Source organism: Streptosporangium sp. CA-135522 (genome assembly GCF_050949235.1).
Lineage (GTDB): Bacteria > Actinomycetota > Actinomycetes > Streptosporangiales > Streptosporangiaceae > Streptosporangium.
Genome location: NZ_CP192026.1, coordinates 2,283,055 through 2,308,287, shown reverse-complemented (window position 1 = coordinate 2,308,287; position 25,233 = coordinate 2,283,055). Strand labels below are relative to the sequence as shown.

General features: G+C 70.2%; 23 protein-coding genes. 12 read left to right on the top strand and 11 right to left on the bottom strand.

All coding sequences use genetic code 11. The annotated features are described in order from the left end of the window. Window positions 1-151 precede the first annotated feature (151 nt). The 6 genes from ACQPYK_RS11025 to ACQPYK_RS11000 all read right to left on the bottom strand — a co-directional run bounded on the left by ACQPYK_RS11025 (window position 152) and on the right by ACQPYK_RS11000 (window position 6,604). Window positions 152-1,063, bottom strand: coding sequence for a carbohydrate ABC transporter permease (locus tag ACQPYK_RS11025; protein ID WP_433253794.1), 912 nt, complete (start codon window positions 1,061-1,063; stop codon window positions 152-154). After that, window positions 1,064-1,966, bottom strand: a complete 903-nt coding sequence (locus tag ACQPYK_RS11020) for a carbohydrate ABC transporter permease (RefSeq protein WP_433253792.1) — start codon at window positions 1,964-1,966, stop codon at window positions 1,064-1,066. Between the two features lie 118 nt (window positions 1,967-2,084). Continuing rightward, window positions 2,085-3,494 carry an N-acetylglucosamine/diacetylchitobiose ABC transporter substrate-binding protein gene (ngcE, locus tag ACQPYK_RS11015; protein ID WP_433253790.1) on the bottom strand — a complete coding sequence of 470 codons (1,410 nt, stop codon included), beginning with the start codon at window positions 3,492-3,494 and terminating at the stop codon, window positions 2,085-2,087. A 22-nt stretch (window positions 3,495-3,516) separates the two neighbouring features. Continuing rightward, window positions 3,517-4,311 carry a sugar isomerase domain-containing protein gene (locus ACQPYK_RS11010; protein ID WP_433253788.1) on the bottom strand — a complete coding sequence of 265 codons (795 nt, stop codon included), beginning with the start codon at window positions 4,309-4,311 and terminating at the stop codon, window positions 3,517-3,519. 2 nt (window positions 4,312-4,313) lie between these two features. After that, window positions 4,314-5,189 (bottom strand): MurR/RpiR family transcriptional regulator, encoded by an 876-nt coding sequence (locus tag ACQPYK_RS11005; RefSeq protein ID WP_433253786.1) that lies wholly within the window; start codon window positions 5,187-5,189, stop codon window positions 4,314-4,316. 332 nt (window positions 5,190-5,521) lie between these two features. Then, window positions 5,522-6,604: a thiolase C-terminal domain-containing protein gene (locus ACQPYK_RS11000; RefSeq protein WP_433253784.1), complete on the bottom strand. Its 1,083-nt coding sequence runs from the start codon at window positions 6,602-6,604 to the stop codon at window positions 5,522-5,524. Window positions 6,605-6,823: 219 nt separating this feature from the next. Here ACQPYK_RS11000 and ACQPYK_RS10995 point away from each other — a divergent pair, with 219 nt between their 5' ends. The 7 genes from ACQPYK_RS10995 (at window position 6,824) to ACQPYK_RS10965 (ending at window position 14,457) form a co-directional block, all read left to right on the top strand. Continuing rightward, on the top strand, window positions 6,824-7,426 hold the full coding sequence (locus tag ACQPYK_RS10995) for an HAD family hydrolase (RefSeq protein ID WP_433253782.1): 603 nt from the start codon (window positions 6,824-6,826) through the stop codon (window positions 7,424-7,426). Between the two features lie 80 nt (window positions 7,427-7,506). After that, window positions 7,507-8,145 (top strand): MerR family transcriptional regulator, encoded by a 639-nt coding sequence (locus tag ACQPYK_RS10990; protein ID WP_433253780.1) that lies wholly within the window; start codon window positions 7,507-7,509, stop codon window positions 8,143-8,145. A gap of 258 nt (window positions 8,146-8,403) precedes the next feature. Continuing rightward, window positions 8,404-9,417, top strand: a complete 1,014-nt coding sequence (glnII, locus tag ACQPYK_RS10985) for a glutamine synthetase (RefSeq protein ID WP_433253778.1) — start codon at window positions 8,404-8,406, stop codon at window positions 9,415-9,417. Window positions 9,418-9,584: 167 nt separating this feature from the next. Then, on the top strand, window positions 9,585-10,178 hold the full coding sequence (locus ACQPYK_RS10980) for a TetR/AcrR family transcriptional regulator (protein WP_433253776.1): 594 nt from the start codon (window positions 9,585-9,587) through the stop codon (window positions 10,176-10,178). Window positions 10,179-10,381: 203 nt separating this feature from the next. Then, a complete protein-coding gene (locus ACQPYK_RS10975; RefSeq protein WP_433253774.1) occupies window positions 10,382-11,248 on the top strand; it encodes a TrmB family transcriptional regulator in 867 nt (288 codons plus the stop codon). A gap of 63 nt (window positions 11,249-11,311) precedes the next feature. Continuing rightward, window positions 11,312-12,976: an FAD-dependent oxidoreductase gene (locus ACQPYK_RS10970; RefSeq protein ID WP_433253772.1), complete on the top strand. Its 1,665-nt coding sequence runs from the start codon at window positions 11,312-11,314 to the stop codon at window positions 12,974-12,976. A 62-nt stretch (window positions 12,977-13,038) separates the two neighbouring features. Further along, window positions 13,039-14,457 carry an ATP-binding protein gene (locus ACQPYK_RS10965; protein WP_433253770.1) on the top strand — a complete coding sequence of 473 codons (1,419 nt, stop codon included), beginning with the start codon at window positions 13,039-13,041 and terminating at the stop codon, window positions 14,455-14,457. Window positions 14,458-14,615: 158 nt separating this feature from the next. Here ACQPYK_RS10965 and ACQPYK_RS10960 read toward each other — a convergent pair whose 3' ends face one another. Then, entirely contained in the window at window positions 14,616-15,872 is a 1,257-nt protein-coding gene (locus tag ACQPYK_RS10960) for an alpha/beta fold hydrolase (protein WP_433253768.1), read from the bottom strand. A gap of 10 nt (window positions 15,873-15,882) precedes the next feature. Further along, window positions 15,883-16,812: a LysR family transcriptional regulator gene (locus ACQPYK_RS10955; RefSeq protein WP_433253766.1), complete on the bottom strand. Its 930-nt coding sequence runs from the start codon at window positions 16,810-16,812 to the stop codon at window positions 15,883-15,885. 182 nt (window positions 16,813-16,994) lie between these two features. Between ACQPYK_RS10955 and ACQPYK_RS10950 the strand changes: the two genes are divergently transcribed. The 3 genes from ACQPYK_RS10950 to ACQPYK_RS10940 all read left to right on the top strand — a co-directional run bounded on the left by ACQPYK_RS10950 (window position 16,995) and on the right by ACQPYK_RS10940 (window position 21,082). Next, window positions 16,995-18,287, top strand: coding sequence for a M64 family metallopeptidase (locus ACQPYK_RS10950; RefSeq protein ID WP_433253764.1), 1,293 nt, complete (start codon window positions 16,995-16,997; stop codon window positions 18,285-18,287). Window positions 18,288-18,380: 93 nt separating this feature from the next. Beyond that, window positions 18,381-19,439, top strand: coding sequence for an LLM class flavin-dependent oxidoreductase (locus ACQPYK_RS10945; RefSeq protein WP_433253763.1), 1,059 nt, complete (start codon window positions 18,381-18,383; stop codon window positions 19,437-19,439). A 74-nt stretch (window positions 19,440-19,513) separates the two neighbouring features. Next, window positions 19,514-21,082, top strand: coding sequence for an AMP-binding protein (locus tag ACQPYK_RS10940; RefSeq protein ID WP_433253761.1), 1,569 nt, complete (start codon window positions 19,514-19,516; stop codon window positions 21,080-21,082). A gap of 154 nt (window positions 21,083-21,236) precedes the next feature. Here the strand turns inward: ACQPYK_RS10940 and ACQPYK_RS10935 are convergent, their stop codons facing one another. Further along, window positions 21,237-22,661, bottom strand: a complete 1,425-nt coding sequence (locus ACQPYK_RS10935; RefSeq protein WP_433253759.1) for an alpha/beta hydrolase — start codon at window positions 22,659-22,661, stop codon at window positions 21,237-21,239. A 78-nt stretch (window positions 22,662-22,739) separates the two neighbouring features. Between ACQPYK_RS10935 and ACQPYK_RS10930 the strand changes: the two genes are divergently transcribed. Both ACQPYK_RS10930 and ACQPYK_RS10925 read left to right on the top strand, forming a co-directional pair. Then, window positions 22,740-23,303: an ArsR/SmtB family transcription factor gene (locus ACQPYK_RS10930; RefSeq protein WP_433253757.1), complete on the top strand. Its 564-nt coding sequence runs from the start codon at window positions 22,740-22,742 to the stop codon at window positions 23,301-23,303. A gap of 455 nt (window positions 23,304-23,758) precedes the next feature. Next, entirely contained in the window at window positions 23,759-24,007 is a 249-nt protein-coding gene (locus ACQPYK_RS10925; RefSeq protein ID WP_433253755.1) for an SCO4226 family nickel-binding protein, read from the top strand. Between the two features lie 170 nt (window positions 24,008-24,177). Here ACQPYK_RS10925 and ACQPYK_RS10920 read toward each other — a convergent pair whose 3' ends face one another. Both ACQPYK_RS10920 and ACQPYK_RS10915 read right to left on the bottom strand, forming a co-directional pair. Then, complete coding sequence (locus ACQPYK_RS10920) at window positions 24,178-24,465, bottom strand: hypothetical protein (protein ID WP_433253753.1); 288 nt, start codon at window positions 24,463-24,465, stop codon at window positions 24,178-24,180. A 75-nt stretch (window positions 24,466-24,540) separates the two neighbouring features. After that, window positions 24,541-25,182 (bottom strand): TetR/AcrR family transcriptional regulator, encoded by a 642-nt coding sequence (locus ACQPYK_RS10915; protein WP_433253751.1) that lies wholly within the window; start codon window positions 25,180-25,182, stop codon window positions 24,541-24,543. Window positions 25,183-25,233: the final 51 nt, after the last annotated feature.

The window sequence follows — 25,233 nt, the reverse complement described above, 5'->3', positions numbered from 1 at the left end:
AGAGGGGTGGTGGAGGAGCGACCGGAGGCGAGAATCATTCGCCCCCTCGTTAGGAAACTTTCCTAACGAACCTAACCGTCGATACGGCGCACGCGTCAACCCGTTCTCCCTTAAATGCGAAATATGATCTTCTTAAGGGAAGGTTAACCGGCTACTTGAGCGCCCCGGCGGTCAGACCCTTCTGGATCTGGCTCTGGAAGAGCGTGTAGACGATCAGCATGGGCAGGATGGCCATGCTCAGCGCCGCGAACAGGGCCGACCAGTCCGCGTCGTAGCCGGCGGCGGTGGAGATCTCCGCGATGCCCTGCGTGAGCACCCACTTCTCCCTGTCGGAGGTGAGCAGGACCAGCGGGAGCTGGTACTGGTTCCACTGGCCGAGCACGTTGAAGACGGTCACGCTGACGATGCCCGGCTTGGCCATGGGCAGCATGATCTGGAAGAACACCCGGGTGTGCGAGGCTCCGTCCACGAAGGCCGCCTCGGCCACCGCTCCCGGCAGGGTCCTGAAGAACGCCGCGAGGAAGAAGACGGTGAACGGCAGCGAGTAGGCGATGTAGACCAGGATCAGGCCACCATGGGTGTTGAGGCCGATGAAGCGGCCGATCACCGGGAGCGTGCCCATGTTCTGCACGACGAAGAACAGCGGGGTCAGCGCCAGATAGACCGGAAACGCCAACCCTGAGACGAACAGCAGGTAGACGGCCCGGTTGCCGCGGAAGCGGTAGCGGGCGAGCACGTAAGCGGCCATCGAGCCGAACAGCATGGTCCCGAACGTGCCGAACCCCACGACGACGACACTGTTGATCATGTATTGGCCGATGTGCGCCTGCTCCCACGCCCTGGCCCAGTTGTCGAAGCGGAGCGAGGCCGGCAGCGACCAGGCGTCGCCGAAGATCTCGTCCTCACTCTTCACCGAGGCCAGGAACGTCCACACGATCGGCACCGCGACCAGGACCGTCCACACCAGCAACGCGACGTGCGTCAGAGCCGACAGGGGGCCGAGTCGCCTCCTGCGCTCCTGCCGGGCGTAGGCCCGGCTCCGGGAAACCACCGCGTCCGCCACTCAGAACTCGATTCGCTCACGCCGCGACAGGCGCAGGGCCAGCGCCGCGAACCCGACGATGAAGAAGAACAGCACCACGCCCATCGCGGAGGCGTAGCCGAACTTGAAGTACTCGAACGCGTTGCGGTAGATCTCCGCCGCCATCACGGTCGTGGAGTGGTCGGGTCCGCCATGCTCGGCCGTCATCACCCACACCACGGCGAAGACGTCCAGTGCGGCGATGCCGAGATAGACCCAGCCGACCTGGATGGTGTCCCACAGCAGGGGCAGCGTGACCCGGAAGAACAGCTGTGCTCCCCCGGCGCCGTCGATAGCCGCCGCCTCGAACATGTCGCGCGGGATGGAGGCGATGCCCGCCGAGAAGAGCACCACGTAGAAGCCGACCGCCTGCCAGACCAGCACACCGAGGATCGCCCACAACGCGATCCCGGTGTCGGACAGGAACCCGACCGGCTCGAACCCGAGAGCCATCAACGGAGCGTTGAGCATGCCGCTGCGGTCAGGCCTGAAGACCTGCTGGAACAGGACCGCGACCACGGCGACGGCCAGCACCTGGGGGAAGAAGAACACCACCCGGTAGAACTTCGACCCCCAGATGCCCCCGGTGCCGCCCCGCCCGCCCGCGTTGAGCAGGAAGGCGAAGAAAAGGGCGATCCCGATGGTCAGCAGCGGCATCAGGATCAGCAGGATGAGGTTGTGGCCCACCGCCTCCCAGAAGACGTCGTCGCCGAGGAGCCTGCGGAAGTTGTCCACCCCCACGAACCGCGGGTTGGCGTTCACCCCGCGCCAGTCGGTGAGCGCGATGTAGAAGGCCTGCGCGTAGGGGGCGATCACATAGATCAGATAGAGCGCCACCGGGACCGCGAGGAACCCGGTGACGAACCGCGTCCTGCCGTGGTTCACAGCTCGCTCCCCGCTCCTCGCCCGCCTCGCGGACCGCCCGTGCCTCGCGGACCGCCCGTGCCTCGCGGACCGCGCCGCTCACCGCGCCGGGTCCGCTCCGCGCCATGGTCGCCCACCGTTACCTCTTGAACTTCTTCACCGAGGAGTCGTTCTTGATCGAGTCAGCCTTCTGCTGTGCCCGGTCCATCCACTGGTCGACGGTCAGCTTGCCGCTCATGAGCTGCCCGGTCGCCGCGGCCACCTCGTCGTGCATCTCGGCGTACCACTTGCGGAACAGGAACCAGACGGTGTTGTCGCCCGCCGCGGCCAGGGCGGCCGAGGCGCTCTTCAGGCCCGGCTTGAGCGTGCGTCCCTCGCCCGCGCCCTTGACGACGGTCAGCGTGGAGACCAGCTCCATGAACTTGCCGGCCCCCTCCTTGGAGAGCATCGCCCGCATGTACTCCAGGCCCGCCCGCGGATTGGCCGACTTGGCCGACACGATGTACTCCTCGCCCGGCTGGGCGTGCAGCGTGCCGTACGGCAGGGCGTCGGAGGAGCCGAAGTCGGGCAGCGGGAACATCGCGTAGCCGAAGTCGGCCGGGGTGGAGTCCTTCTGCTCGTTCTCCAGCCAGGAGCCACAGGGCAGCATGGCGACCTGGCCCTTGTTCTGCGCCGTCTGGGTCTGGACGTGGTCCAGGCCCGCCGTGCCCTGCAGGAGGTATTTGGCCCCGATCTCGGCGAAGGCGGTCGCGGCCTGCTTGACCGGGTCGGCCTTCCAGGCGCCGTCCTCCAGGTTGTCGATGTTCTTCAGCACGTCCTTGCCGCCGATCTTCGCGGCGAGCGTGAGGATGGTCTCGTAGATGTAGTAAGGGTGCTTGCCCGCGTAGGTGAACGGCGCGGTCTTGCCGGACTTCTTGATGGTCTCGCAGAGCGCCAGGAACTCCGCCCAGGTCTTGGGCGGCTGCCAGCCCTCCGCTTCGAAGAGCTTCTGCGAGTACCAGATCCCCCAGACGGTGTTGGCGTAGTTCATGACGTACGGCTTGCCGTCGTAGCTGCCCAGCTCGATCGCGGCGGGGTCGATCGTGTCGCGCACCTTGACGGCGGGGTCGTCCCAGCTCGGCGCGTCGTACAGGGGCGTGAGGTCGGCGAGCTGGCCGTCCTGGACCAGGGCGCCGAAGTCCATCGCGTTGGCGCCCGAGTTGTTGACGACCTCCGGCGGGTTGCCGCCGGCGAAGCGCGGCTGGAGGGTCTTGGCGACCTCCTTGGTCGTGTTGTGCTTGATCTCCATCTTGGGGAACCTGGCCTTGACCAGTGGCTCGTGGATGTCCTTGGCATAGGCGTCGCCGAAGCCGCCGTCGAAGATCCAGACCTCCAGGGGCCTGCTCTCGACCAGACCGAGCGGGTTGGCCGCGCTGGTGGCTCCGGCGGCCGGCTGCGCCGGGGAGGCGCCGCCGGAGCCGGCGGGGCTGGCGCAGGCCGACAGGGCCGGCAGGGCGAGCCCCGCCAGAACCGCGCTGCGCAGAAGCTCGCGCCGGGACAGGTGAGTCATGCTTCCTCCTGCAGGGGAATGGTCAGGCACCTCGCCGGATCCTTCCGGCATAGCGGTCCTCAAGAGCCCGGTTGTGCTCGTCGCCGCCGATCGTGTTGACGGACCGGTAGACCGGCGGGGTCCGGCCCGCCTCGATCAGGCCGCGCACCACCTCGGCCACGACCATCTGGGCCAGCAGCGCCGAGGTGATCGTGGAGACCGCGCCGAACACGCCGCCGTCCGGAAGCGGCATGATCGCGTCGCCGTACGGGGCCCCGTTGTCGAGCACCACGTCGGCGAGGTCGAGCAACTTGCGGCCCGAGGGGTGGCGGGAGGTCATCTCGGTGCTGTGCTGGACGGAGGTCAGGGCGATCAGGTGGTGCCCTTCGTCCTTGACGATGGAGGCCAGCTCCACCACCGATCCGTTCACCCCGGAGCTGGAGATCAGGATGAACACGTCCTGCGGCCGGACGGGGGCCAGCTCGTAGATCCGCCGGGCGATCTTCGGATCGCGTTCCAGCTCGCTGGGAGCTCCCCTGAGCACGTCCACCGGGGCGTCGCCGTACAGGACGACGTCGCGCAGCGCGAGCCGGTTGGCGGGGACCAGGCCGCCCGCGCGGCCGGCGATCTCCATCGCGATCGCCTCGGAGTGGCCCGAGCCGAACGCCTGGATCACCCCGCCGTCGAGCAGCGAGCCGACGATCAGCCCGGCCGCCTTCCCGACCGCGGCCCTTTGTGTCTGGGAGACCTCGTCCACCAGGGCCTTCACTTCATGGACGTAGTCGGCGGCCCCGACGTCGACTCCGCCGTCTCCTCTGCTGTCCCCTCCGCTGTCCATGGTCAGCTCCTCTCCACGCGGTGGCTCTCCAGTGCTCGGACCGTCAGTTCGAACGCCTGGCTGGTCCGCTCGTAGGTGCGCTGCGCGACCGCGACGTAGACGGCGTCGAGCACGAAGAGCTGGGAATGGACGGCGGCCAGGCCGCCGAGTCTGAAGGTGGTCTCCCGGCTCGCGGTGGTCAGCACCAGGTCGGCGAGGTCGGCCAGCGGGGAGCGCGCGAAGGAGGTGACCGCGACGGTCAGCGCTCCCCGGTCCCCGGCCTCGGCGAGCGACTCCAGCACCTCGCGGGTGCGCCCCTGGTGGGAGATCCCGATCGCGACGTCGCCCTCGGCCAGTAGCGCCGCGTCGGCGAGCGCCTCATGGGCGTCGGCGTGGCTCCAGCAGGGCACCCGGATCCTGCGGAGCCGTCCGCCGATCATGGCGGCCGCCCCGCCGCTGACGGAGACCCCGAAGATCAGCACCCGCCGGGCCGCGACGATCGCGTCAGCGATCTTGGCCACGACGCCCGCGTCGAGCTGGGCCGCGGTCTCCTGGATGAGCCGGGAGTCGGCGGCGGCCATCACACCGATCGCCGTGTCGAGCGGGTCGGTCGGGCCGATCTCGCGGCCCACGTTGGCGTCCCAGTTGGCCTGCGCGGCGCGGCCGGTCTCGGTGGCCAGCGCGACCCGCAGCCCGGCGTATCCGGTGAAGCCGAACACCCGGCAGAACCGCGTGACGGTGGCCGGTGAGCTGCCGCTCCGCTCGGCGAGCGCGATGATCGTCGAGCGGGCCGCCTCGGCCGGATCGGCCAAGATGGCCTCGCCGACCCGGCGCAGAGCTTCGGGCAGCGCGGGCGTCTCGGTCTGGATGCGCCCGAGTGCTCCTGCTGCCACAGGCATTCCTTTCACCCGAAAAGCGATTTGGTGAAAATTATTCTTAAGCGCGGCGCCCGTCAAGACCCATCCGAAAAAGCGGTGTCGCGGTGACCTCAACGTAACTTGGCGATCTCCGTGTCATCCGCGACCGGAGCGAAGGCCCTTGTCTCCCCACCGGCACGACCACTGTCTCCCCACCGGCACGACCACTGCGGGCGGGGGCGCGGGCCGTCGGCCCGGGGTCCCTGCCGAACAGCCCTGCCGAACGGGCTTCGGGCGGCCCGGCTCAACCGGGCTCAACCGGACTCGGCCGGACTCAACCGGACTCGGCCGAGCTCAATCGGGCTCAGCCTGGCTCAACAGGGCCGGACCAGCAGCGCGGCGCTGCCGTAACTGCCGCCGAACCCGGTCACCAGCGCCGTCTCCCGCCCCGCCCTGAGCTCCCGTACGGCCTGCGCCACGTTGTTGAGCCCGTGCACGTAGCCCTCCGACAGCAGGCCGCCGTGCGGGTTGACCGCGGCGTGGCCGCGCCGGAGCAGGAACTCCCCGAGCTCCGCCCGCCCGACCAGGCCGAAGTCCTCCAGTTGCCGGGGCACCAGCCAGGAGTAGGCGTCGTAGAGCAGGGCGGCGTCGACGTCCGCCGGACGCATGCCCGAGGCCTCCCACAGCATCGGGGCGAGGTGAGCGGAGAAGATCGCGCTGACGTCGGGTGATCGGTCCATGGACGAACAGCCGGGGCCGCCTCCCCTGACCACGGTGTGAATCCGGGGGGCGTCGGGCGCGAGCCGTACGTCGCGGACCACCAACGCGCAGGCGCCGTCGGTCTCCTGGCAGCAGTCCACGGTCCGCAGCGGCGAACACACGTACGGCCTGGCGAGATACTCCCGCAGGGGCAGCGGGTCCCGGCGCAGGGCCCGCGGGTTGGCCGCGGCGTTGTCACGTGACTGGGCGACGACGGCGTGCAGGTGCTCCTCGGTGAGGCCGGTCTCGTGCAGGTAGCGCTGGGCGGCCATGGCGAACATCGGGATCGGCCCGGCCATGCCGTAGGGGACGGTGAAGAGTTCCTGAGGGCCGGTGGAGACGGTGTTCATGCGCTTGCCGGAGCGGCCGTTCAGCGCCCGGTAGACCAGCACGTTGCGCGCGAGTCCGCAGGCGACCAGCATCGCCGCGTCGCCCAGGACGGAGGCCGCCTGGGTGCCGCCGCCGGTGATGTCGTTGTGCCAGCCCAGTTTCTCGATCCGCAGCGCCCTCGCCACCTGGACCACCGGGACGGAGTCGTTCATGTGATAGCTGAGGATCGCGTCGATCTGCCCGGCCGCCACGCGGGCGTCGGCCAGCGCGGCCCGGGACGCCTCGACCGCGAGCTCCAGCTCGGTCCTGCCCGACCGGCGCGTCAGCGCCGTCATCCCGATCCCGGCGACGGCCGCCCTGCCCCGCATGTGGCTCCCGAGAGGTCGTGTCGCCCGCCGAGGCGGGGCGCGATCCGCCCCGGCGGGCGACGTCCGTGGGCCGGGGAAGGCCGGAGATTCTCCGTGAGGATCTCCTGGATCGCGGCCGTCGCCCGTCACGCTAGCCCGCGCAGACAACTTAGGCAAGCGCTTGCTCGGTTCAATGCACGGTAGGCTGGGTGAAGATCCACAGCCACGTGTTAGGTGATCATGCTAGATCAACGACTCCGGCCCACCACGCCGTACGCCGCCCTCGTCTTCGACTGTGACGGCACCCTCGTCGACACCGCCGCCGCCAACGAGACCGCGTGGCGGACCGCGCTGGCCGACTGGCAGGTGGAGCTCGATCCGGCGTGGTATCAGGCCCGTACCGGGCTGTCGGGCGATCGGCTGCTGACCGAGCTGGAGATCGAGACCGGCATCGAACTGGACCAGGCCGCGATCCGGGCGGCCGCGCTCGACACCTACCAGTGGCTGATCCCCACCGTCGCCCCCCACCCGCGGGTGGCCGCCGTCGCCGAGGCGCACCGGGGCCGGGTGCCGATGGCGGTCGCCTCCGGAGGCCGACGCGAGGCGGTGGAGGGGACCTTGCGCGCCACCGGCCTGCGCCCGCTCTTCGACGCCGTGGTCACCAGGGACGACGTCCGGTACGGCAAACCGGCTCCCGACGTCTACCTGCTGGCGGCACGGCTCCTGGACGCCGCCCCGCACACCTGCGTCGCCTACGAGGACACCGACGAGGGGATCGCCGCCGCGCTCGCCGCGGGGATGACGGTCATCGACGTCCGTCCCGCGCTCCAGGACGGACCATGAGCGGGGGCGGGCGCCCGGCCTCGAACGCGGGCGACCCGCGACGCGCGAACGACATCATTGGCTAGCTGTACTATCCAATAATGCGGATATCCCAGCTCAGCGCCGCGTCGGGCGTCCCGATTCCCACGATCAAGTACTACCTGCGTGAAGGTCTGCTCCCCGCGGGAGAGCAGACCTCGGCCACCCGCGCGGAGTACGGCGAGAGCCATGTGCGCCGGCTGCGGCTGATCCGCGCGCTGCTGGAGGTCGGACGGCTGCCCATCGCGTCCATCCGCCAGGTGATCGCCGCCGTGGACGACGAGGACATGGACATGCACCATGTGCTCGGCACCGCCCACTACGCCATCGCCCCCACGGTCGAGGCCCACGCCGAGGACGATGACTGGCGGCGCGCCCGCGACGAGACCGACCGCCTGATCGCCGGCCTCGGGTGGCTCATCGATCCCGAGGCACCCACCCGCGACGAGCTCGCCCAGGCCATCCTCACCCTCGGCCGATCCGGCATGCCCGCCACCGGGGAGACCCTGCGACCGTACGCCGAGGCCGCCGCCCGCCTGGTCGACTACGAGATCGGCACCATCCCCTTCGACGGTCCCCGCGAGAGCGCGGTCGAAGCCCTGGTCGTCGGGACCGTCGTGAACGGCCGGGTCCTCGACGTGATGCGCCGCCTGGCCCACGAATCCGCCTCCGCCCGCCTGTTCGGCGTCTTCGAGGACTGACGTCCCATGGATGCCACAGACCACGGATGCCACAAATGCCACAGATGGCATGGATGCCACGGGTGCGGCCCGGCGCCGTCCGGGCCGCGAAAGGGCAGCTCACAGCCGCGAAAAGAGCATGTGCAAAGTTTCTTCACCCCTTCTGCCTGGCAAAACGGGCTTGAGTAACATCCTGTTCACATTCGGGCAACAGATGCGAAATCGCGACTTGCGACTCTTTGAGAGCAGCAGCCCTCTTCCTCCTCAAGGACTCCGCCGATGACCTTCAAGGCTGAATACATCTGGATCGACGGCACCGAGCCGACCGCCAAGCTCCGTTCGAAGACCAGGATCCTGGCCGACGGCGCCGAGCTCCCGATCTGGGGCTTCGACGGATCCAGCACCAACCAGGCCGACGGTGGCTCCTCCGACCGCGTGCTCAAGCCGGTGTTCGTCTGCCCGGACCCGATCCGCGGCGGTGACAACGTGCTGGTGCTCTGCGAGGTCCTCGACATCGACATGACCCCGCACTCCAGCAACACCCGCGCCGCCGCCGTCGAGGTGGCCGAGAAGTTCGCCGACCAGGAGTCGTGGTTCGGCATCGAGCAGGAGTACACCTTCTTCAAGGAGGGCCGCCCGCTCGGCTTCCCGATCGGCGGTTTCCCCGCCCCGCAGGGTGGCTACTACTGCGGCGTCGGCGCCGACGAGGTCTTCGGCCGCGAGGTCGTCGAGAAGCACCTGGACCTGTGCCTTGAGGCCGGCCTGGCGATCTCCGGCATCAATGCCGAGGTCATGCCCGGCCAGTGGGAGTTCCAGGTTGGCCCGGCGGGCCCGGTGGAGGTCTCCGACCACCTGTGGATCGCCCGCTGGCTGCTCTACCGCGTCGCCGAGGACTTCAACATCGCCGCCACCCTCGACGCCAAGCCGGTGAAGGGCGACTGGAACGGCGCCGGCGCGCACACCAACTTCTCCACCAAGGCGATGCGCGAGGGCTACGACCCGATCATCACCGCCTGCGAGGCCCTGGCCACCAACGCCCAGGAGCACGTCAAGCACTACGGCGCCGGCATCGAGGAGCGCCTCACCGGCCACCACGAGACCGCCCCGTGGAACAAGTTCAGCTACGGCGTCTCCGACCGCGGCGCCTCGGTCCGCATCCCGTGGCAGGTCGAGGTGGACAAGAAGGGCTACATCGAAGACCGTCGCCCCAACGCCAACGTCGACCCCTACCTGGTGACCCGCCTCATCGTGGACACCTGCTGCTCCGCCCTGGAGAAGGCCGGCCAGGTCTGATCCGCGCGAAGGCCGCGACCGCCCTGCCGGGGGCGGTCGCGGCCTTCGGCGTTGCGCCGGGGGCGGGAGCGGGCTCCCGGCGTTCCGCAGATGCGGATGCGGATGCGGATGCGTTCGAGCCGCTGACAAGACGAGACGGTTCGGCTCGCTCTTGGTATATTCGCCGGATGAAGACGCCCAACCCGACCCGCCGTAGCGAGCAGTCGCGCCGGGCCATCCTGAGCGCCGCGATCGCCCTGCTCGGCGAGCTCGGCTACGCCAAGCTGACCATCGAGGCGATCGCCGCCCGCGCGGGCGTGGGCAAGCAGACGATCTATCGCTGGTGGCCGTCCAAGGGCGCGGTGCTCGTCGACGCGGCGCTGTCCCTCAGCGAGGACGAGGAGGGCTCCATCGCCCTGCCCGACACCGGCGACCTCAGGGCCGACCTGCGGGTCGTGCTGCGGGCCATCGTCGACGAGTACAACGACCCCGCGTTCGACACGATGACCCGGGCGCTCACCGTCGAGTCGCTCACCGACCCCAAGCTCAACGCCGAGATCACCGGACGCGTCCTCAGACCGCTCCTGGAGGTCACCAAGGACAGGCTGCGCGCCGGGCAGGAGGCCGGTCAGGTGAGCGAGGAAGTGGATCTCGACCTCGCCGTAGAGGTGCTGTACGCGCCGATCTACCACCGCTGGATGCTGCGCACCAATCCCCTGACCCACGCCTACGCCGACACCGTCCTCGACCTCGCCCTCAAAGCCCTGGGACCGCTCCCCTGAAACACGCGTGGCACCCCTGTCCGCCGGGCGCCGGATCACTCATAACGAATCCGATTCGGCTTCTGCTAAAGATCACCGGAAGGCTTTCGACACCGATTCGGTGAGGCGATTTCGCGACCGGAATCCATGTCGGTAAATACAAAGCCCAATCAGGTGCTTTAGGACACCACAAAACTGTCGCCGCGCACCGTACGATGACTGCGATGCGGGACGTAGTGGAACAGTTGCAGCGCCTGGGCATGTCGGGTTACGAAGCCAAGGCCTATGTCACGCTGGTCGGCTCCGGGCAGCCGCTCAACGGTTACGAGGTGGCCAAGCGTTCGGGCGTGCCACGCAGCACGGTCTACGAGACGCTGGGCAAGCTGGTGGCCAAGGGAGCCGCCTACGAGGTGCGCGGCGCCGAGGACGCCACCGACTACCTGCCGCTGCCACCCCGATCCCTGCTGGAACGCATGCGCCGGGAGTTCGACGACTCGATCGAGTCGCTACAGGCCTCGCTGCCCACGATCGTGGCGCCGCCCCAGGCCCACCTGATCCACAACCTCAAGGACTCCGAGGCGTTGCTCGCCCGGGCCGAGGACGTGGTGGCCGGCTCGCACACCGACCTGTTCATGTCCATCTGGCCCGAGGAGATGCGACGGCTGTCCCCGCTGGTCAGGCGGGCGGTCGAGCGTGGCGTCGAGGCTTCGGTGATGCACTTCGGCCCCGCCCAGGACGCGGTCGGGCACCTGTACGAACACCGCTTCTCCACTCCCGACGTGGTCATGGAGAATCTGGGCTGCCGTCTCCTGGTCGTCGCGGGCGACCGGCGCGAGGCCCTGGTCGGCGGGTTCCTGAACGGCACGGCCTGGGGCGTCTACACCGAGGATCCGGCCGTGGTCCTGATGGCCGTGGAATACATCAGGCACGACATCGCCCTGCAGATCATCGCCGACCGGGTCGGGCACGAGTCGCTGCGCGAGTTCTGGACCAGCGACCCGGAATTCACCCGCCTGCGCGCGGGCCAGGGCCGCCCGGCCGCCCTGCTTCGCGCCGCGGGATGCCCCGCCCCCGACCTTCCGGCAAGGTGATCCGCCAACAGCGGATGTGACATCCTTCGAAGGAGGTTGTCCCATATCGGGGGAAGGTAGGTCATGGACAAGCCGGTCATCATGACGGTCGACGACGATCCGGGGGTCTCGCGGTCGGTGGCGCGCGATCTACGGCGCCGTTACGGCAGTTCCTACCGCGTCGTCCGGGCCGACACCGCGGCCGAGGGGATGGAGAGCGTCCGCCAGCTGCGACTGCGGGGCGACGACGTCGCGGCGATCCTCGCCGACTACCGGATGCCCCAGATGAACGGCGTGGAGTTCCTGGAGCAGGCCATGGACCTGTATCCCCATGCCCGCCGCGTGCTGCTGACCGCCTACGCCGACACCGACGCGGCGATCCAGGCGATCAACGTGGTGGACCTCGACCACTACATGCTCAAGCCGTGGGACCCGCCGGAGGAGAAGTTCTACCCGGTCCTCGACTCCCTGCTCGACGCCTGGCACCGCGCCGACCGGCGCGAGTCCGCCGAGCTGCGGGTGGTCGGGGCGCGCTGGTCGGCCAGGTCCTACAAGATCCGTGACTTCCTGTCCCGCAACCAGGTGCCCTACCGCTGGATGCTGGCCGACGACCCCGAGGGCGCGCAGTTGCTCGCCGCGGCCGGTGAGGACGACGAGATCAGCCCGGCCAGGCTGCCGGTGGTCATCACCTCCGACGGCACGAAGCTCACCGCCCCGAGCACTTCCGAGCTGGCCATAGCCGTGGGCCTGTCCACCTCCCCCGCCACCGACTTCTACGACCTGATCGTCATCGGCGGCGGTCCCGGCGGGCTGGGCGCGGCGGTCTACGGGGCCTCGGAGGGACTGCGCACGGTCATGGTCGAGCAGCACGCCTCCGGCGGTCAGGCCGGCCAGAGCTCCCGCATCGAGAACTACCTGGGCTTTCCCGACGGCGTCTCCGGCTCCCAGCTCGCCGAACGCGCCCGCCGTCAGGCGCTGAAGTTCGGTGCCGAGCTGCTCACCGCGCGCAGGGTCACCAGCCTGGAGGTCAAGGGCCAGGCCAAGGTGGTCGGCTTCGCCGACGGCAGCAGCATCGCCGCACACACCGTGATCCTGGCCACCGGCGTCTCCTACCGGCGGCTGACCGCGCCCGGCCTGGACGACTTCGTGGGCCAGGGGGTCTACTACGGCGCGGCCGTGACCGAGGCCCCCGAGTGCAGGGACCATGACGTCTACATCGTGGGCGCGGCCAACTCCGCGGGCCAGGGCGCGGTCTACCTGTCGGGATACGCCAGCACGGTCCATCTGATCGTCCGCAGCGACGGGCTGGAGAAGTCCATGTCGCACTATCTGATCGAGCAGATCTCGAACATCCCCAACATCGAGGTGCACACCGGGACCGAGGTGATCGGCGCGGAGGGTGAGGACCACCTGGAACGGCTCACGCTGAAGGGGCCGGACGGCGAGCGGACGGTCGACGCCGAGTGGCTGTTCGTCTTCATCGGCGCCCAGCCGTTCACCGACTGGCTCGGCGACACGATCGAGCGCGACGCCAGGGGATTCGTCCTCACCGGACCCGACCTGACCGCCGCCGAGAACCGTCCCCGCAACTGGCCCCTCCGCCGCGAGCCGTACCACCTGGAGACCAACGTCCCCGGGGTCTTCGCCGCCGGAGACGTCCGCGCCGACTCGATCAAGCGGGTCGCCTCCGCGGTCGGCGAGGGGGCGATGGCCGTGGCCCTCGTTCACCGCTATCTGGAAAAGGCATGACGGAGCGAGTCCAGGACCCCGCCGGGCACTGCGTGTGGACCATGGGCGACCAAGGAGCTCTTATGATCAGCAAAGACGTGCTGCGCGGGCTGTTCCTCTTCGAGAAACTCGACGACGAGAAGCTGGAGTGGCTGGCCTCCCACGGCGAGGAGCGCGAGTTCGACGCGGGTGTGACGATCATCCGGCAGGGTGACCCGTCCGAGTGCTTCCTCGTGCTCATCGAGGGCGAGGTCGTCATGTCCACCGAGACCCCCGCCGGGGTGGTCACCATGACCCCCACCTCCCAGCCCGGGGTCTACGCCGGAGCGACCTCCGCCTACCTGGGTGACCGCGCCCCGGCCACTTACTTCCACTCGCTGCGCGCGACCAAGCCCTCGCGGCTGTTCGCGCTTCCGGCCAAGAAGTACGGCCTGATGATCGGCCAGTGGTTCCCGATGGCCGTCCACCTGCTCGACGGGGTACGGCTCGGCGGGCTCGCCCAGCGCGAGATCATCGACCGGCGGCAGCGGCTGACCGCGCTCGGCACGATCACCGCCGGGCTCACCCACGAGCTCAACAATCCCGCGGCCGCGGCCGTGCGCGCCGTGGGCGAGCTGCGGGACAAGACCCGGTCGTCGCGGCGGCGGCTGGCCGAGCTGACCGAGCTGGGCATCTCGGCCGAGCGGCTGCGCGCGTTGATCGACATGCAGGAGAGCTGCGCGGAGAAGGCCACGAAGGTGCCCCCGCGATCCCCGCTGGAGATCTCCGACGCCGAGGACGAGCTGGGTGACGCGCTGGAGGAGGCGGGGGTGGACGAGGGCTGGGAGCTCGCACCGCCGCTGGTGGCCGCGGGGTTCGGTCCCGGCGGGCTGGAGAAGGTCCGCAACGCGGTCGGGAACGAACACCTGTCCTCGGCGATGCACTGGCTCGCCGAGGCCACCGAGATCTCGCAGATGCTGGACGAGGTGACCGACGCGACCGAGCGGATCTCCTCGCTGCTCGCCTCCGCCAAGCAGTACTCCCAGATGGACCGGGCGCCCTACCAGACGGTGGACGTCCGGGAGCTCCTGGAAAGCACGCTCACCATGTTCCGGGGCAAGATCCCGCCGGGGATCAGCGTGGCCACCGACTACGACCCCGAGCTGCCGCCGATCCCCGCCTACGCCGGGGAGCTCAACCAGGTGTGGACCAACCTGATCCACAACGCGCTGGACGCCATGGAGGGCACCGGCACGCTGACCGTCCGCACCCGCCTGGAGCACGACACGACCGCCCTGATCGAGATCTGCGACACCGGCCCCGGTGTCCCCGAGGAGTTGCGGGAACGGATCTTCGAGCCGTTCTTCACCACCAAGGCCGTCGGCGAGGGCACCGGCCTGGGCCTGGACATCTCCTTCCGCATCGTGGCCGGCCGGCACGGCGGCGACCTGCGCGTCGAGTCGGTGCCCGGCGACACCCGCTTCCAGGTACGGCTGCCGCTGGCCGAGCTCCTCGTCCCCTGAATCGCCCGTGCGATCCGGGATTCCGGGCGTCACGCGGGCCTGACGTGACGCCGTCGGCGAGCCCGCCCCCTCACCGCCGGCGCACGGCCGTAGGCGCCGGCGCTCAGCCGTAGGCGTCGGCTCGCCGTAGGCGTCGTCGGCGGCATCGGCGGCGGCGCTCAGCCGTAGACTCCGCCGACCATGTCCATCAGGCGGGCCAGGACCAGGGCGCCGGAGGCTCGGACGCCGTCGTGCTCCAGCTCGTTGGTCACCCAGGTCCGCACGTTGCCGACCGTGCGGGCGGTCCGCATCGACAGCTCCTCGTCGACGTACATGTCGTCGTAGTAGACGACGGCGGCCACCGGGACCCGGTTGGCGGCCAGCCGTACCGGATCGTAGAGGGCGGGCCAGTCAGAGGCGGCGGCGAGGATCTCGGCGGCGCCCCTGAACGGGCGCAGGGCGGCGATCTCGTCGAACATCCAGGGGTAGATCATTTCGCCGACGGGCAGCAGCGGCTCGGCGTCCTCGGCGAACTCCTCGGGCAGCAGCCGGTGCGCCGACCAGGCGGTGGCCGCGCCCTGGGCGTAGACCGACTCGTGCAGGACCGCGTAGAGGGGGTTGCCGACGAAACCGGTGGCCATCATGACCTCGTACAGGAACAGGTCGGAGAGCCGGTCGCCGTTCCAGGCCTCCTCCAGCACCCAGTGCAGGTACTGCGGGCCGTCGCTCATCCCCAGGCACAGGCCCATGGTCTGCAGGCGGCGCACGGTCAGCAGGTCGCCGTCGGGAAGCAGGACCTTCTCACGGCGCAGGTGGGCGGCGATGGCGTCCAGCCGGGCGGAGTCGCCGGGGTAGCGGGCGAAGTAGCGCTCCGCCTTGCCGCGGACCCGCGGATAGGTGCGGGCGTAGACGTCGTCGGCGGTGGCCTGGAGCCCGGCCAGGCCACCGGTGACGTAGCAGGCCGCCAGCCCCTCGGGGGCCCGGGAGAGGTAGGTCAGCGTGATGAATCCGCCGAAGCTCTGGCCGAGGCTCTCCCACGGCCGGTCACCGCAGAGCTCACGCCGGATCAGCTCGGCGTCGGCCACGATGGCGTCGGCGCGGTAGTGCCGCAGTAGAGCGGCGAGCTCGGCGTCGGTCCCGGTGACCGTCCTGGCGGTGATCGGGGTGCTGCGGCCGGTCCCCCGCTGGTCGAGCAGCAGCACCCGGTGGGTCTTCAGCGCGTGGCCCAGCCAGCCGTCCGCCGTGGCCGGCCTCGGGGCCTTGCCGCCGGGACCGCCCTGGAAGAAGACCAGCCACGGCAGGTCCTGATCCCGCTTGGCCGGATCCACCGCCTCTCGCGCGAAGACCTCGATCGTCGGACCGCCGGGGTCGGCGTGGTCGAGGGGGACGGTGAAGACATGGTCGGTGAGCGCGACACCGGGCAGAAGGACTGTCACCCGAGGAACGTTACCGGCTGCGCCATTCCCGATACCTCGGGCGTTCCCGGGCGTGGTCGGCGAAGACCCGCGCCGCGAGATCCCGTACGGCCGGCACGTGGGCGGCCAGCCCGCCCTGGGGATGCCACACGAGTAGATGCCGCATCATCAGCGGGTCGCCGCGCATCGGGCGGATGACCAGCCCATCGCTCTCGGCGAAGGTGGCCCGGCACGGCGCGATGGCCCGGCCGGAGATGACGATCTCCCTGATGGTCCAGGCGTCCGCGGCCTGGTGCGGCGCGTGCGGAACGAATCCGGCCCGGTGGCAGGCCGTGCGGAAGCACTCGGGCCAGCCGCCCCCGTCGGGCGGCGACAGCACCCACGCCTCCCCTGCCAGGTCGGCCAGGTCGAGCTCGGCGTGGCCCGCCAGGGGGTGGCCGCCGGCGAGCGCCACGAACACGGGCTCGGCGGCGACCTGTTCGTGGCGCAGCGGCGGGACCGGGCGCAGTTCGTGGCCGACGTAGTCGACGACCACGGCCGCGTCCAGGCGCCGGGCCGCGACCAGGTCGCACAGGAGCCGCGGCGCCGCGTCGGCGTAGGAGGTGACCTCCCGGCCGCCGAGCAGGTCGCCGAGCCGGTCGACCAGCCCGACCAGGATCGGCCCGTCGATCCCGCCGAGCCGTACCGGGCCGCCTGCGGGGCGGGCGGCGGCGCCGAGCAGCAGCTCGTCCATGCCGCTCAGCACGGTACGGGCCCGGGCGAGCACGAAGTCGCCGAGCGGGGTGGGGCTGGCGCCGTGACGGTCACGGTCGAAGAGCCTGCCGCCGATGATCCGCTCGATCCGCTGGAGCTGCGCCGAGAGCGCGGGCTGGGTGGTGCCCAGCAGGGCGGCGGCCCGGGTCAGGCTGCCGGTGTCCGATATGGCACACAAGACGCGCAGGTGCCGCAGTTCCAGGCTCACCGCACGAGCGTAAGCCCCCATCCCACTTTCCATCACTCCCCGGTGATGGAAAGCCGCTGAGCTGCGCTTATCTCCACCTTCCCGATTCCGGCGGGCCGTCTTGTCACCTTCACGTGATCGAGGTGTTACCGCCCGGCACCGAAGATCAGCGCATCTCACGACATTTCTTGAAAGGAATTCCTGTGCGCCGAATCTTCCTCCTGGGCGCGGCGGCCGTGGCGACCGCCTGCGCGATCGCACCGGCCGCCGCCCCCGCCCTGGCCGCCGCTCCGGCTCCGGTGCCCACCCCGACCGATTCGACGACACCGAGCAGGCCGGTCGAGGTCTTCGCCGAGGACGGCACCATCACCCGTGCCCGGGTTCCCGCCACCGCGGGCCCGAAGGCACGCTCCCTCGCCACGTCCGCGGCGAAGCTCACCCCCGTCGAGGTCAACGGGCCGAGCGCGAACCGGATCGATCTGGTCTTCGTCGGCGACGGCTACACCGGGGCCGAACTCGGCGTCTACGGCGACCAGGTGGCCGCGAAGTGGGCGCTGCTGTCCGGCCGTGAGCCCTTCAAGAGCTACCGCAGGCTGTTCAACGTCTGGCGTGTCGACATCCCCTCGCCCACCTCCGGCGTGAGCGGCGACCCCGCCCGCGACGTGGTCAGGAACACCCCGCTCGGGATGACCTTCTGGTGCGACGGCCTGGAGCGGCTGCTCTGCGTGAACGAGGAGCGCGCCAAGGCCTACGCCGCACTGGCTCCCGACATGGACCAGATCGCCGCGATGGCCAACTCCGTCAAGTACGGCGGCGCGGGCTACACCGACGAGGAGATGGCGACCTTCTCCGGCGGCAACGAGCGCGCCGGAGAGGTCCTGCCGCACGAGCTCGGTCACTCGCTGGGCGACCTGGCCGACGAGTACGACTACTACGCCTACCCGGGCGACGGCAGCCGCTATGACGGCCCCGAGTTCGCCGAGGTCAACGTCAGCGTGCGCGACGCCGAGCGCATGCGCGCCGAGCGGGCCAAGTGGTGGTACTGGCTCGGTGCGCCCAGCCCCGACGGCGACGTCGTCGGCGCCTACGAGGGCGGGTACTACACCCAGTACGGCGTCTACCGGCCCACCTCCAACTCGCTGATGAAGTCGCTCGGCCGCGAGTTCAACTCGGTCGGCAGGGAGAAGATGATCCAGTCCTTCTACGCGATCGCCCGGCCGATCGACGCCCACACGCCCGACGACCTGCCGGTGGGGCGCAAGTCGACGCTCTCGGTGACCCCCGCGCCGATCCCGACGCTGTCGGTGCGCTGGTACCGCGACGGCAGGGAGCACCGGCCCTGGCGGGGCCGCACGTCGGTGGAGGTCAACGGGATGGGCGACGGCGGCACCGTCACCGCGGTCGTCTCCGACGGGACCGCCGACGTGCGCGACCCGGACTACCGCGAGAAGTTCCTGACGCAGTCCGTCACCTGGACCGTCCGCGGCAACCACTGATACGCTCGACCAAGCGAGCGCTTGGTTACGTACGGTCCGCCGTACCCGAAGCGCGGCACGGGACACACGGAGACGACCGCCAGGGGACAACCGATGAAGTTCTCGACCTTCCACCTCTTCCACCGGTTCGACGGCCAGAGCTTCAAGGACGTCTACGACTACCACCTTGAGCTGGTCGAGCTCGCCGAGGAACTGGGCTTTCACGGGGTACGGCTGGCCGAGCACCACTTCCGCGACTACGGCGTGGTGCCGAACCTGTTCACGATGCTGGCCCACATGGCCGCGCGCACCGAGAGGCTGCGGCTGGGGACCGGCATCGTGGTCCTCCCGCTGCACAACCCGGTCCACGTCGCCGAGGAGGCGGCCATGGTGGACGTGCTCTCGGGAGGGCGGCTGGACCTGGGCATCGGGCGCGGCTATCAGAGCTTCGAGTTCGAGGGCTTCGGCATCGACCTGGCCGAGGCCCGCGACCGGTTCAACGAGGCCCTGGAGGTCGTTCTCGGCCTCTGGGGCAGCTCCTCCTTCGGGCACGAGGGCAAGTTCTACCGGACCGGCACCGAGGTGGAGCTCGTTCCCCGGCCGGCCCAGACCCCGTTCCCGCCGATCCACGTGGCGGCGGTGTCCCCGGAGACCGTGACCATGTACGCCGAGCGCGGCCTGCCCATCCTGGCCGATCCCGCGGCGCCCTTCCGCAAGGTGGTCCAGGCGGCCGAGACCTGGCGGGACACCGCGGGGCGGGCCGGGCACGAGGTGTCCGCGGCGGAGCTGGTGGTCGCCCGCAGCGTCTACGTGGCCCCGACGGTCGAGCAGGCCCGCGAGGACCAGGCCAGGTTCGAGACGATGTTCGACCGGTCCCGGATCTTCAACGACAAGAGCTCGCCGATCGACTCCCGGACCGGCAAGGCCGCCCAGGGGTTCGAGTACTACCAGGACCGCTATCTCAAGGGCGGTTCGGTCTCCGCCGACTTCCGCTGGGAGCAGCTGGAGGTCATCGGCGACCCCGAGCGGGTGATCGGCCAGATCCGGTTGCTCCAGGACGCCGGGTTCGCCGACCTGCTCTGCGACTTCGGCAGTACCAGGCCGATGCCGCTGGAGGACATGAAGAAGGTCATGCGCTTCTTCGCCGCCGAAGTCATGCCAGCTTTCAACTGATCTGTCCCGTACGGCTCGGGCCGGTCACGGATGGAAGGGCGCGGGCCGTACGCCATCCCCCAGCAGGAGGCGCGATGATCCATCGGTTGACCCTGTCCGACGTCCTGTCCGAGCACGCCCGCAGCCGCCCCCTGGTGACGGCGGTGGTGGACGGCGAGGCGCGGCTCACCTATCCCGAATTCGACGAGCGGGTCACCCGCCTGGCGAACGCGCTGGCCGCACGGGGTGTCGCCGCCGGAGAGCGGGTCCTGTGGCTCGGCCGCAACAGCCACGCGGTGCTGGAGCTGCTGCTCGCCGCCTCCCGGCTCGGCGCGATCTTCTGCCCGGCCAACTGGCGGCAGTCCGCCGACGAGCTGGCCTTCATCGTGGACGACCTCGTCCCGAAGGTCGTCGTGTGGGAGTGGTCGGAGGTCGTCGCCCCGCTGAGCGGTGACGGCTGGATCCAGGCGGGCGCCGCCTACGAGGCGTTCCTGTCCGAGGGGTCGGCCACCCCCGGCCCGGAGGTGCCCGCCGGCATCCTCTCGGGCGGCCCCGTCGGGGTCTTCGCGAGCGGATCGACCGGCACTCCCCCGGACGCGCCCGCCTCCGCGCCCGGTGACGACTCGGCCCCGGTGCTCGCGCTCTACACCGCCGCCTTCGACGGCCGCCCGAACGCGGCCCTGCTCAGCAGCGCGGCGCTGATCGCGCACAGCACCGCGCTGCTGGTGGTCCGCCAGATGGAGGACGGTTTCACCTTCCTCTGCAACGGCCCGCTGTTCCACGTGGGCACGATGATGTTCTGCCTGGCCACCCTGCAGATCGGCGGGACGAACGTGTTCACCCCGGCGTTCGACGCCCAGGAGGTCTGCCGGCTGATCGACGCGGAGAAGGTCACCCAGGCGTTCCTGTTCGGCCAGATGATCGACGCGGTGGCGGAGGCGAACAAGGACGGCAAGTACGACCTGACGTCCCTCCGCTTCGTCTCCCACTCGGCCGAGTGGGACGCGATGACGACGGTGGACGACTCTCCCTGGTGCCGCTCCAAGATGGGCGGCTACGGCCAGACCGAGGTCGGCGGCATGCTGACCTTCCTCGGCCTCGCGCCGGGCGCCGCCGGACTCGCCGGGCGACCGTCGCCGCTGGTCCAGGTGCGTCTGCTCGCCCCCGACGGCAGCGAGGTGCCCACCGGGGAGGTGGGCGAGATCTGCGCCCGCGGCAAGTCGCTTTTTTCCGGTTATTTCAATAGACCCGAGCTCAACGCGGCGAAGAGCCGCGGCGGCTGGCACCACACCGGCGATCTCGGCCGGCGCGAGCCCGACGGCACGATCACCTTCATCGGCCCCAGGCTCCGCATGATCAAATCCGGCAACGAGAACATCTATCCCGCCGAGGTCGAACGGGCGCTGAAGACACATCCGGCCGTCGCCGACGCCGCCGTCATCGGTGTCCCCGACGATCGGTGGCGGCAGGCCGTGAAGGCCGTCGTGGTCCTCGACGGCGAGGCCACGGCCGAGGACATCGTCGAACACGTCCGCACCATGTTGGCCTCGTACAAGAAACCCAGGCACGTCGACTTCGTCGAGACCATCCCCAAGAAGGGCTTCACCCCCGACTACGACGCCCTCGACGCCGCCCACGGCGGAGGAGGCTACCCCGGCTCCTGACGGGACCGGTGGGCGCACCCGTCCCGGTCCGGCCACCGGGTCCGGGTGCGTCCACCCACCGGCCGGCGCACCCGGACGACCCCCGCCCCCTCCGCGAGGAGGCCGCGGAGGAACCCTCAGTCCGCGGCTCGGCCACGGAGGAACCCCCCGTTCGTCACGGGAGCAGCAGGCCCCAGTAGAGAGCCCACGGGATGAACACCGTCCCGGCGGCGAGCAGGAGGCCGAGCCGTACCCTCTCCCCTCGCGCCACGGAGGCGCGGGCGCGACGCCAGGCCAGCGCGGTGTGGATCGTGGCGACCACCGAGGCCAGCGCGAGGACCTGCAGCGCCAGCCAGACCAGCGGGCGCCCCGCCACCACGGGCCCGGGAACGGCCAGCTTGCCACCGGTCGTCAGCAGGTAGAACAGGTAGAAGAACGAGCCGAGCACCGCCACGAGCCCGCCGGCGCCGAGCAGCCGCGCGCTCCCGGTCACCGGGATCCGTGAGCGGCCGCGCAGGCGCCGCACCAGCGCGACGAGCGGGTAGCCGGCGAAGGCGACCAGGAACAGCACCAGGGCGGCGAGCTGGACCTGCGCCGACTCCCACCAGGCGGGGGGAGCCATCGGCACGGTCGAGGAGGCCTGCTCGGGGGCGGGTCCGGACGTCCGCGCCGTCGGCGGCCTACCGGCCGTGACGTCTCCGACCCAGGATCCGACCAGGTCGGCGTAGCCGGGCGCGAGCTCGGGCAGCCGGGTGACGCCGCCGTCGGGGGTCTGGTGGGCGGCGTGGTCGGCGCCCGGGAAGAAGTGGAACGCGTAGTGCCTGTTGCCGCTCTTCTCCAGCGCCCTGGCGAACAGCGGCGGGCTCTCCCTGGGCGGGGTCAGCAGGTCGCGGGTGCCCCAGATGCCGAGCACCGGCTGGCGCAGGGCGGTTATGACCGGCTCGGGGTCGTAGTAGGGCTCGGGGAACATCCCGCCGTCGGCGATCACCCGATACAAGTTGGGTTCGGCCCGATCGACGAGCGGGCCCGACACCCCCGCCTTGCGCAGCCCGGCCATCACGGCCCAGGCCTGCTGCCGCAGCGGCGGCAGCGCGTTGGCTCCCACGAGCACGACGAAGGCGATGTCCCGCGAGCGCGACGCCGCGAGCGGAGCCACCCAGCCACCCTCGCTGAGCCCCCATATGCCGACCTTCGCCGGGTCGACGCCCGGCTGGGAACGCAGCGCGGCCACGGCGCCGAGCGCGTCGTCGGCGAGCTGCGAGTAGGACCGCCGGAAGAGCGAATAGCCTTCCGAGCGCTTGTCGTAGATCAGCACGGACAGGCCTTTTCGGGCGAACTCGACGGCCTCGCCCATCAGCTTCTCTCTTGGCGTGCCCGTGCCCGCGCCGTGCACCAGGACCATGCCCGGGCGCGTGGGCTTCGCCATGGCGGGCGACAGGACCGTGCCATGCATGGCGAGGCCTCCGCTGCCCTGGAAGCTCACCTCTGTCGCGCTCAGGTCAGAGGGTACGGCGGGAGCGGGCGGTGCCGCGGCGGCCGCCGTCGCCGCGGGGGCGAGCAGGCACAGGACGGCGGCCATCGCCGGAAGGATGCGTCTCATACGCCGAGGATATTCTGCAGAGACTTCTCGGCAAAGACCTGTCTGCAGATATCGTTCTGCAGGACTAGGCTGCTCATCATGAAGGATGAAGAGGCGTTCCTGATCGACGACCCGGACAGGCTCAAGGCCCTGGCCCATCCGATGCGACGGCTCATGCTGCGCCACCTGAGCGTGCATGGCGCCGCGACCTCGACGACCCTCGGCGAGCTGCTCGGCGCCAAGACCGGCACGACCAGCTACCATCTGCGCCAGCTCGAAAAACACGGCTTCATCGAGGAGATCCCCGAACGCTCGACCGGCAGGGAACGCTGGTGGCGCAAGGCCGCGGGGCCCAGAGACATACGGGTGCCCACGCCCGACCAACTCGCCCCCGCCGATCGCCCTGTCCTCGCCGAGTTCCTCCGGATCGGCATGGAAGAGGATCGCGAGCTGTTCGAGCGCTTCCCCGCCGCCTACGGGCGCGACCCCGACTGGGCGAAGGCATCGCGCGGCATGGGCCGGATGACCAAGGCGGAGTTCGCGGAGTTCTTCGACGCCTACATCGCGCTGCTGATGAAGTACAACCGCCGCGCCGAGGACGCGCCCCCCGGCTCGCGCCCGATATACATCCGGCTCTTCGCCCTTCCCGCCGACGAGTCTTGACCAAGACCCGCCCGCAGGCGACGCGGTGGCCCGGTGGCCCGGTGGCCCGGTGGCGCGTCAGAGTCCCCAGGGGGTCGACGACCTCACCGATGGCCGCCGTGGGCGAGGCCGGCGACCGCGCCGACCGGCTCGCCACCTCTGGAACGACCCGGCTTACCGGATGTTCCGGATGCCCCGGTCCGGCCCGCGATCGCGGTCAGCTCCGGGTGACACGCTCGGGCACGCCCGACAGCGTGGATGATCGTTTTCTCACGCCGGGAGGCTACCGATCTCCACTTGTAGGTCGCTGAGATCTCAGTTGCGTCCCGGGGAGCAATGGTCAGGTCCCGTGGATGAACATCTTTCAAGTGGCTCAGATCGTCGACGCCCTTTTGGAAGAGCCTTGGGAGACCGATGTTCGGCGCCCGACCTACGCTGGGAAGGTTCCGGCAGGTCAGCCGGTTGAGGAGGAAGCCATGACGAAGTTCATGGACGTCCATCACGGCATGATGGGCATCACTGATCAGCAGCTTCACGAAGCACACGCCGCCGATCTCGCCATACAGGCCGAGGAGGGGGTGGTCTTCGAGCACGCGTGGGCCGACCCGGCCGAGGGCCTCATCTACTGCCTGTCGGAGGCTCCCGACGCGGAGGCCGTCCAGCGCATACACCAGCGGGCAGGTCACCCCGCCGACGAGATCCACGAGGTGCCGCTGACCGTCTGACCGCTCAGCGGAACGCACCGACCAGGGCGGCGAATTCGTCAGGAGTGACGATCCTGACGTCCAGGCTCTCCGCCTTGGTTCACTTGAGCAAGTGACGACCGTGGGCTAACACGATCTCAAACGGAACTCCACCTCACACCGCCCAGGACGCGGTTCGGCGCGCCGGGCCGTCATGTCGTCGTGGGCGGCCCGAAATCGCCGCTTGTGGCCTTGCGAGCCTGGGCGTGGTGCGCCGGGTCGGCCTTGATCCGAGCGGTCGCCCGCCGGCCCGCGATGACTTCCTGCGCGGTGACATCGACATCCAGTTCCGCGGCGTCAGAGAGCGCCTCCACCAGTTCAAGGGTGAAGGCGCGCAGTTCGGCGGAGGTGAGGTGACGGACCCGGGGGAAGACTTCGGGCATGGCGATGACCAGCGCGCGGGCGGTCGGATCGTGCTTGATCAGGGCGAGGAACAGCACGCCGGTGACCCGGGAGTAGACGGCCCATCCCGTACGGCTCGCGGCGGCGAACCGGCGTCCGATTCGGTGTGAGCTTCACAGCCCGCGTTCGATCATGTCGATCAGCAGGTGGGTGGCCTCGTCGGCCTGGGCGTCCTGCAGACCGCGCAGCGGCCCGTCGATGAGCAGGGCGGCCAGGCCGTGCACGCCGGCCCAGACGATGAATTCGGCGCCCGGGCGGTGCTCGGCCGACATCCGGCCGACGGTGACCAGGTCGTCGAGTGCGGCGCCGAGCAGTTGGAAGGGCGTGAGCCCGCTGGTGCCCGCCGAAGGGGCGGCCTGGGCCTGGCTCATGTCGGCGGGAACGAAGAACGCCGTGCGAAACAGCCCGGGTTCGGTGCGGGCGAAGCGCAGGTAGCCGGTGCCGACGGCGCGGAAGCGCGCGCAGGCGGCCTGGACCGGGTCATCGAGCCGCGGCAGGTCGGCCTGCTCGGTCTCCATGGTGTGGGCCAGTTCGGCCATGGCGGCCAGGGAGACCGCGTGGATGAGGGCGTCGCGGTCGGCGAAGTGCCGGTAGGCGGCGTTGGGGGCCACACCCGCCCGGCGGGTGGCCTCGCGCAGTATCACCGCCTCGGGTCCGCCGGTACGGGCCAGGGCGAAGCCGGCCTCCAGTAGCGCCTGGCGCAGGTTGCCGTGCCGGTAGGTGCGGCGTTGGGGCGGTGCGGCCCGCTCGGACATGTCTCACTCCCTTATGTGGACAGCATCTACATTCATGTGTATCGTTCCAGC

Excerpts from the sequence above, each read along its gene's own strand:
- ACQPYK_RS10965 (WP_433253770.1), top strand. The coding sequence starts at position 13,039 with ATGATCAGCAAAGACGTGCTGCGCGGGCTGTTCCTCTTCGAGAAACTC.
- ACQPYK_RS10930 (WP_433253757.1), top strand. The coding sequence starts at position 22,740 with ATGAAGGATGAAGAGGCGTTCCTGATCGACGACCCGGACAGGCTCAAG.
- ACQPYK_RS10925 (WP_433253755.1), top strand. The coding sequence starts at position 23,759 with ATGACGAAGTTCATGGACGTCCATCACGGCATGATGGGCATCACTGAT.
- ACQPYK_RS10995 (WP_433253782.1), top strand. The coding sequence starts at position 6,824 with ATGCTAGATCAACGACTCCGGCCCACCACGCCGTACGCCGCCCTCGTC.
- ACQPYK_RS10970 (WP_433253772.1), top strand. The coding sequence starts at position 11,312 with ATGGACAAGCCGGTCATCATGACGGTCGACGACGATCCGGGGGTCTCG.
- ACQPYK_RS10945 (WP_433253763.1), top strand. The coding sequence starts at position 18,381 with ATGAAGTTCTCGACCTTCCACCTCTTCCACCGGTTCGACGGCCAGAGC.
- ACQPYK_RS10940 (WP_433253761.1), top strand. The coding sequence starts at position 19,514 with ATGATCCATCGGTTGACCCTGTCCGACGTCCTGTCCGAGCACGCCCGC.
- ACQPYK_RS11000 (WP_433253784.1), bottom strand. The coding sequence starts at position 6,604 with ATGCGGGGCAGGGCGGCCGTCGCCGGGATCGGGATGACGGCGCTGACG.
- ACQPYK_RS10915 (WP_433253751.1), bottom strand. The coding sequence starts at position 25,182 with ATGTCCGAGCGGGCCGCACCGCCCCAACGCCGCACCTACCGGCACGGC.
- ACQPYK_RS10975 (WP_433253774.1), top strand. The coding sequence starts at position 10,382 with ATGCGGGACGTAGTGGAACAGTTGCAGCGCCTGGGCATGTCGGGTTAC.
- ACQPYK_RS10980 (WP_433253776.1), top strand. The coding sequence starts at position 9,585 with ATGAAGACGCCCAACCCGACCCGCCGTAGCGAGCAGTCGCGCCGGGCC.
- ngcE (WP_433253790.1), bottom strand. The coding sequence starts at position 3,494 with ATGACTCACCTGTCCCGGCGCGAGCTTCTGCGCAGCGCGGTTCTGGCG.
- ACQPYK_RS10935 (WP_433253759.1), bottom strand. The coding sequence starts at position 22,661 with ATGAGACGCATCCTTCCGGCGATGGCCGCCGTCCTGTGCCTGCTCGCC.
- ACQPYK_RS11010 (WP_433253788.1), bottom strand. The coding sequence starts at position 4,311 with ATGGACAGCGGAGGGGACAGCAGAGGAGACGGCGGAGTCGACGTCGGG.
- ACQPYK_RS10990 (WP_433253780.1), top strand. The coding sequence starts at position 7,507 with ATGCGGATATCCCAGCTCAGCGCCGCGTCGGGCGTCCCGATTCCCACG.
- glnII (WP_433253778.1), top strand. The coding sequence starts at position 8,404 with ATGACCTTCAAGGCTGAATACATCTGGATCGACGGCACCGAGCCGACC.
- ACQPYK_RS11005 (WP_433253786.1), bottom strand. The coding sequence starts at position 5,189 with ATGCCTGTGGCAGCAGGAGCACTCGGGCGCATCCAGACCGAGACGCCC.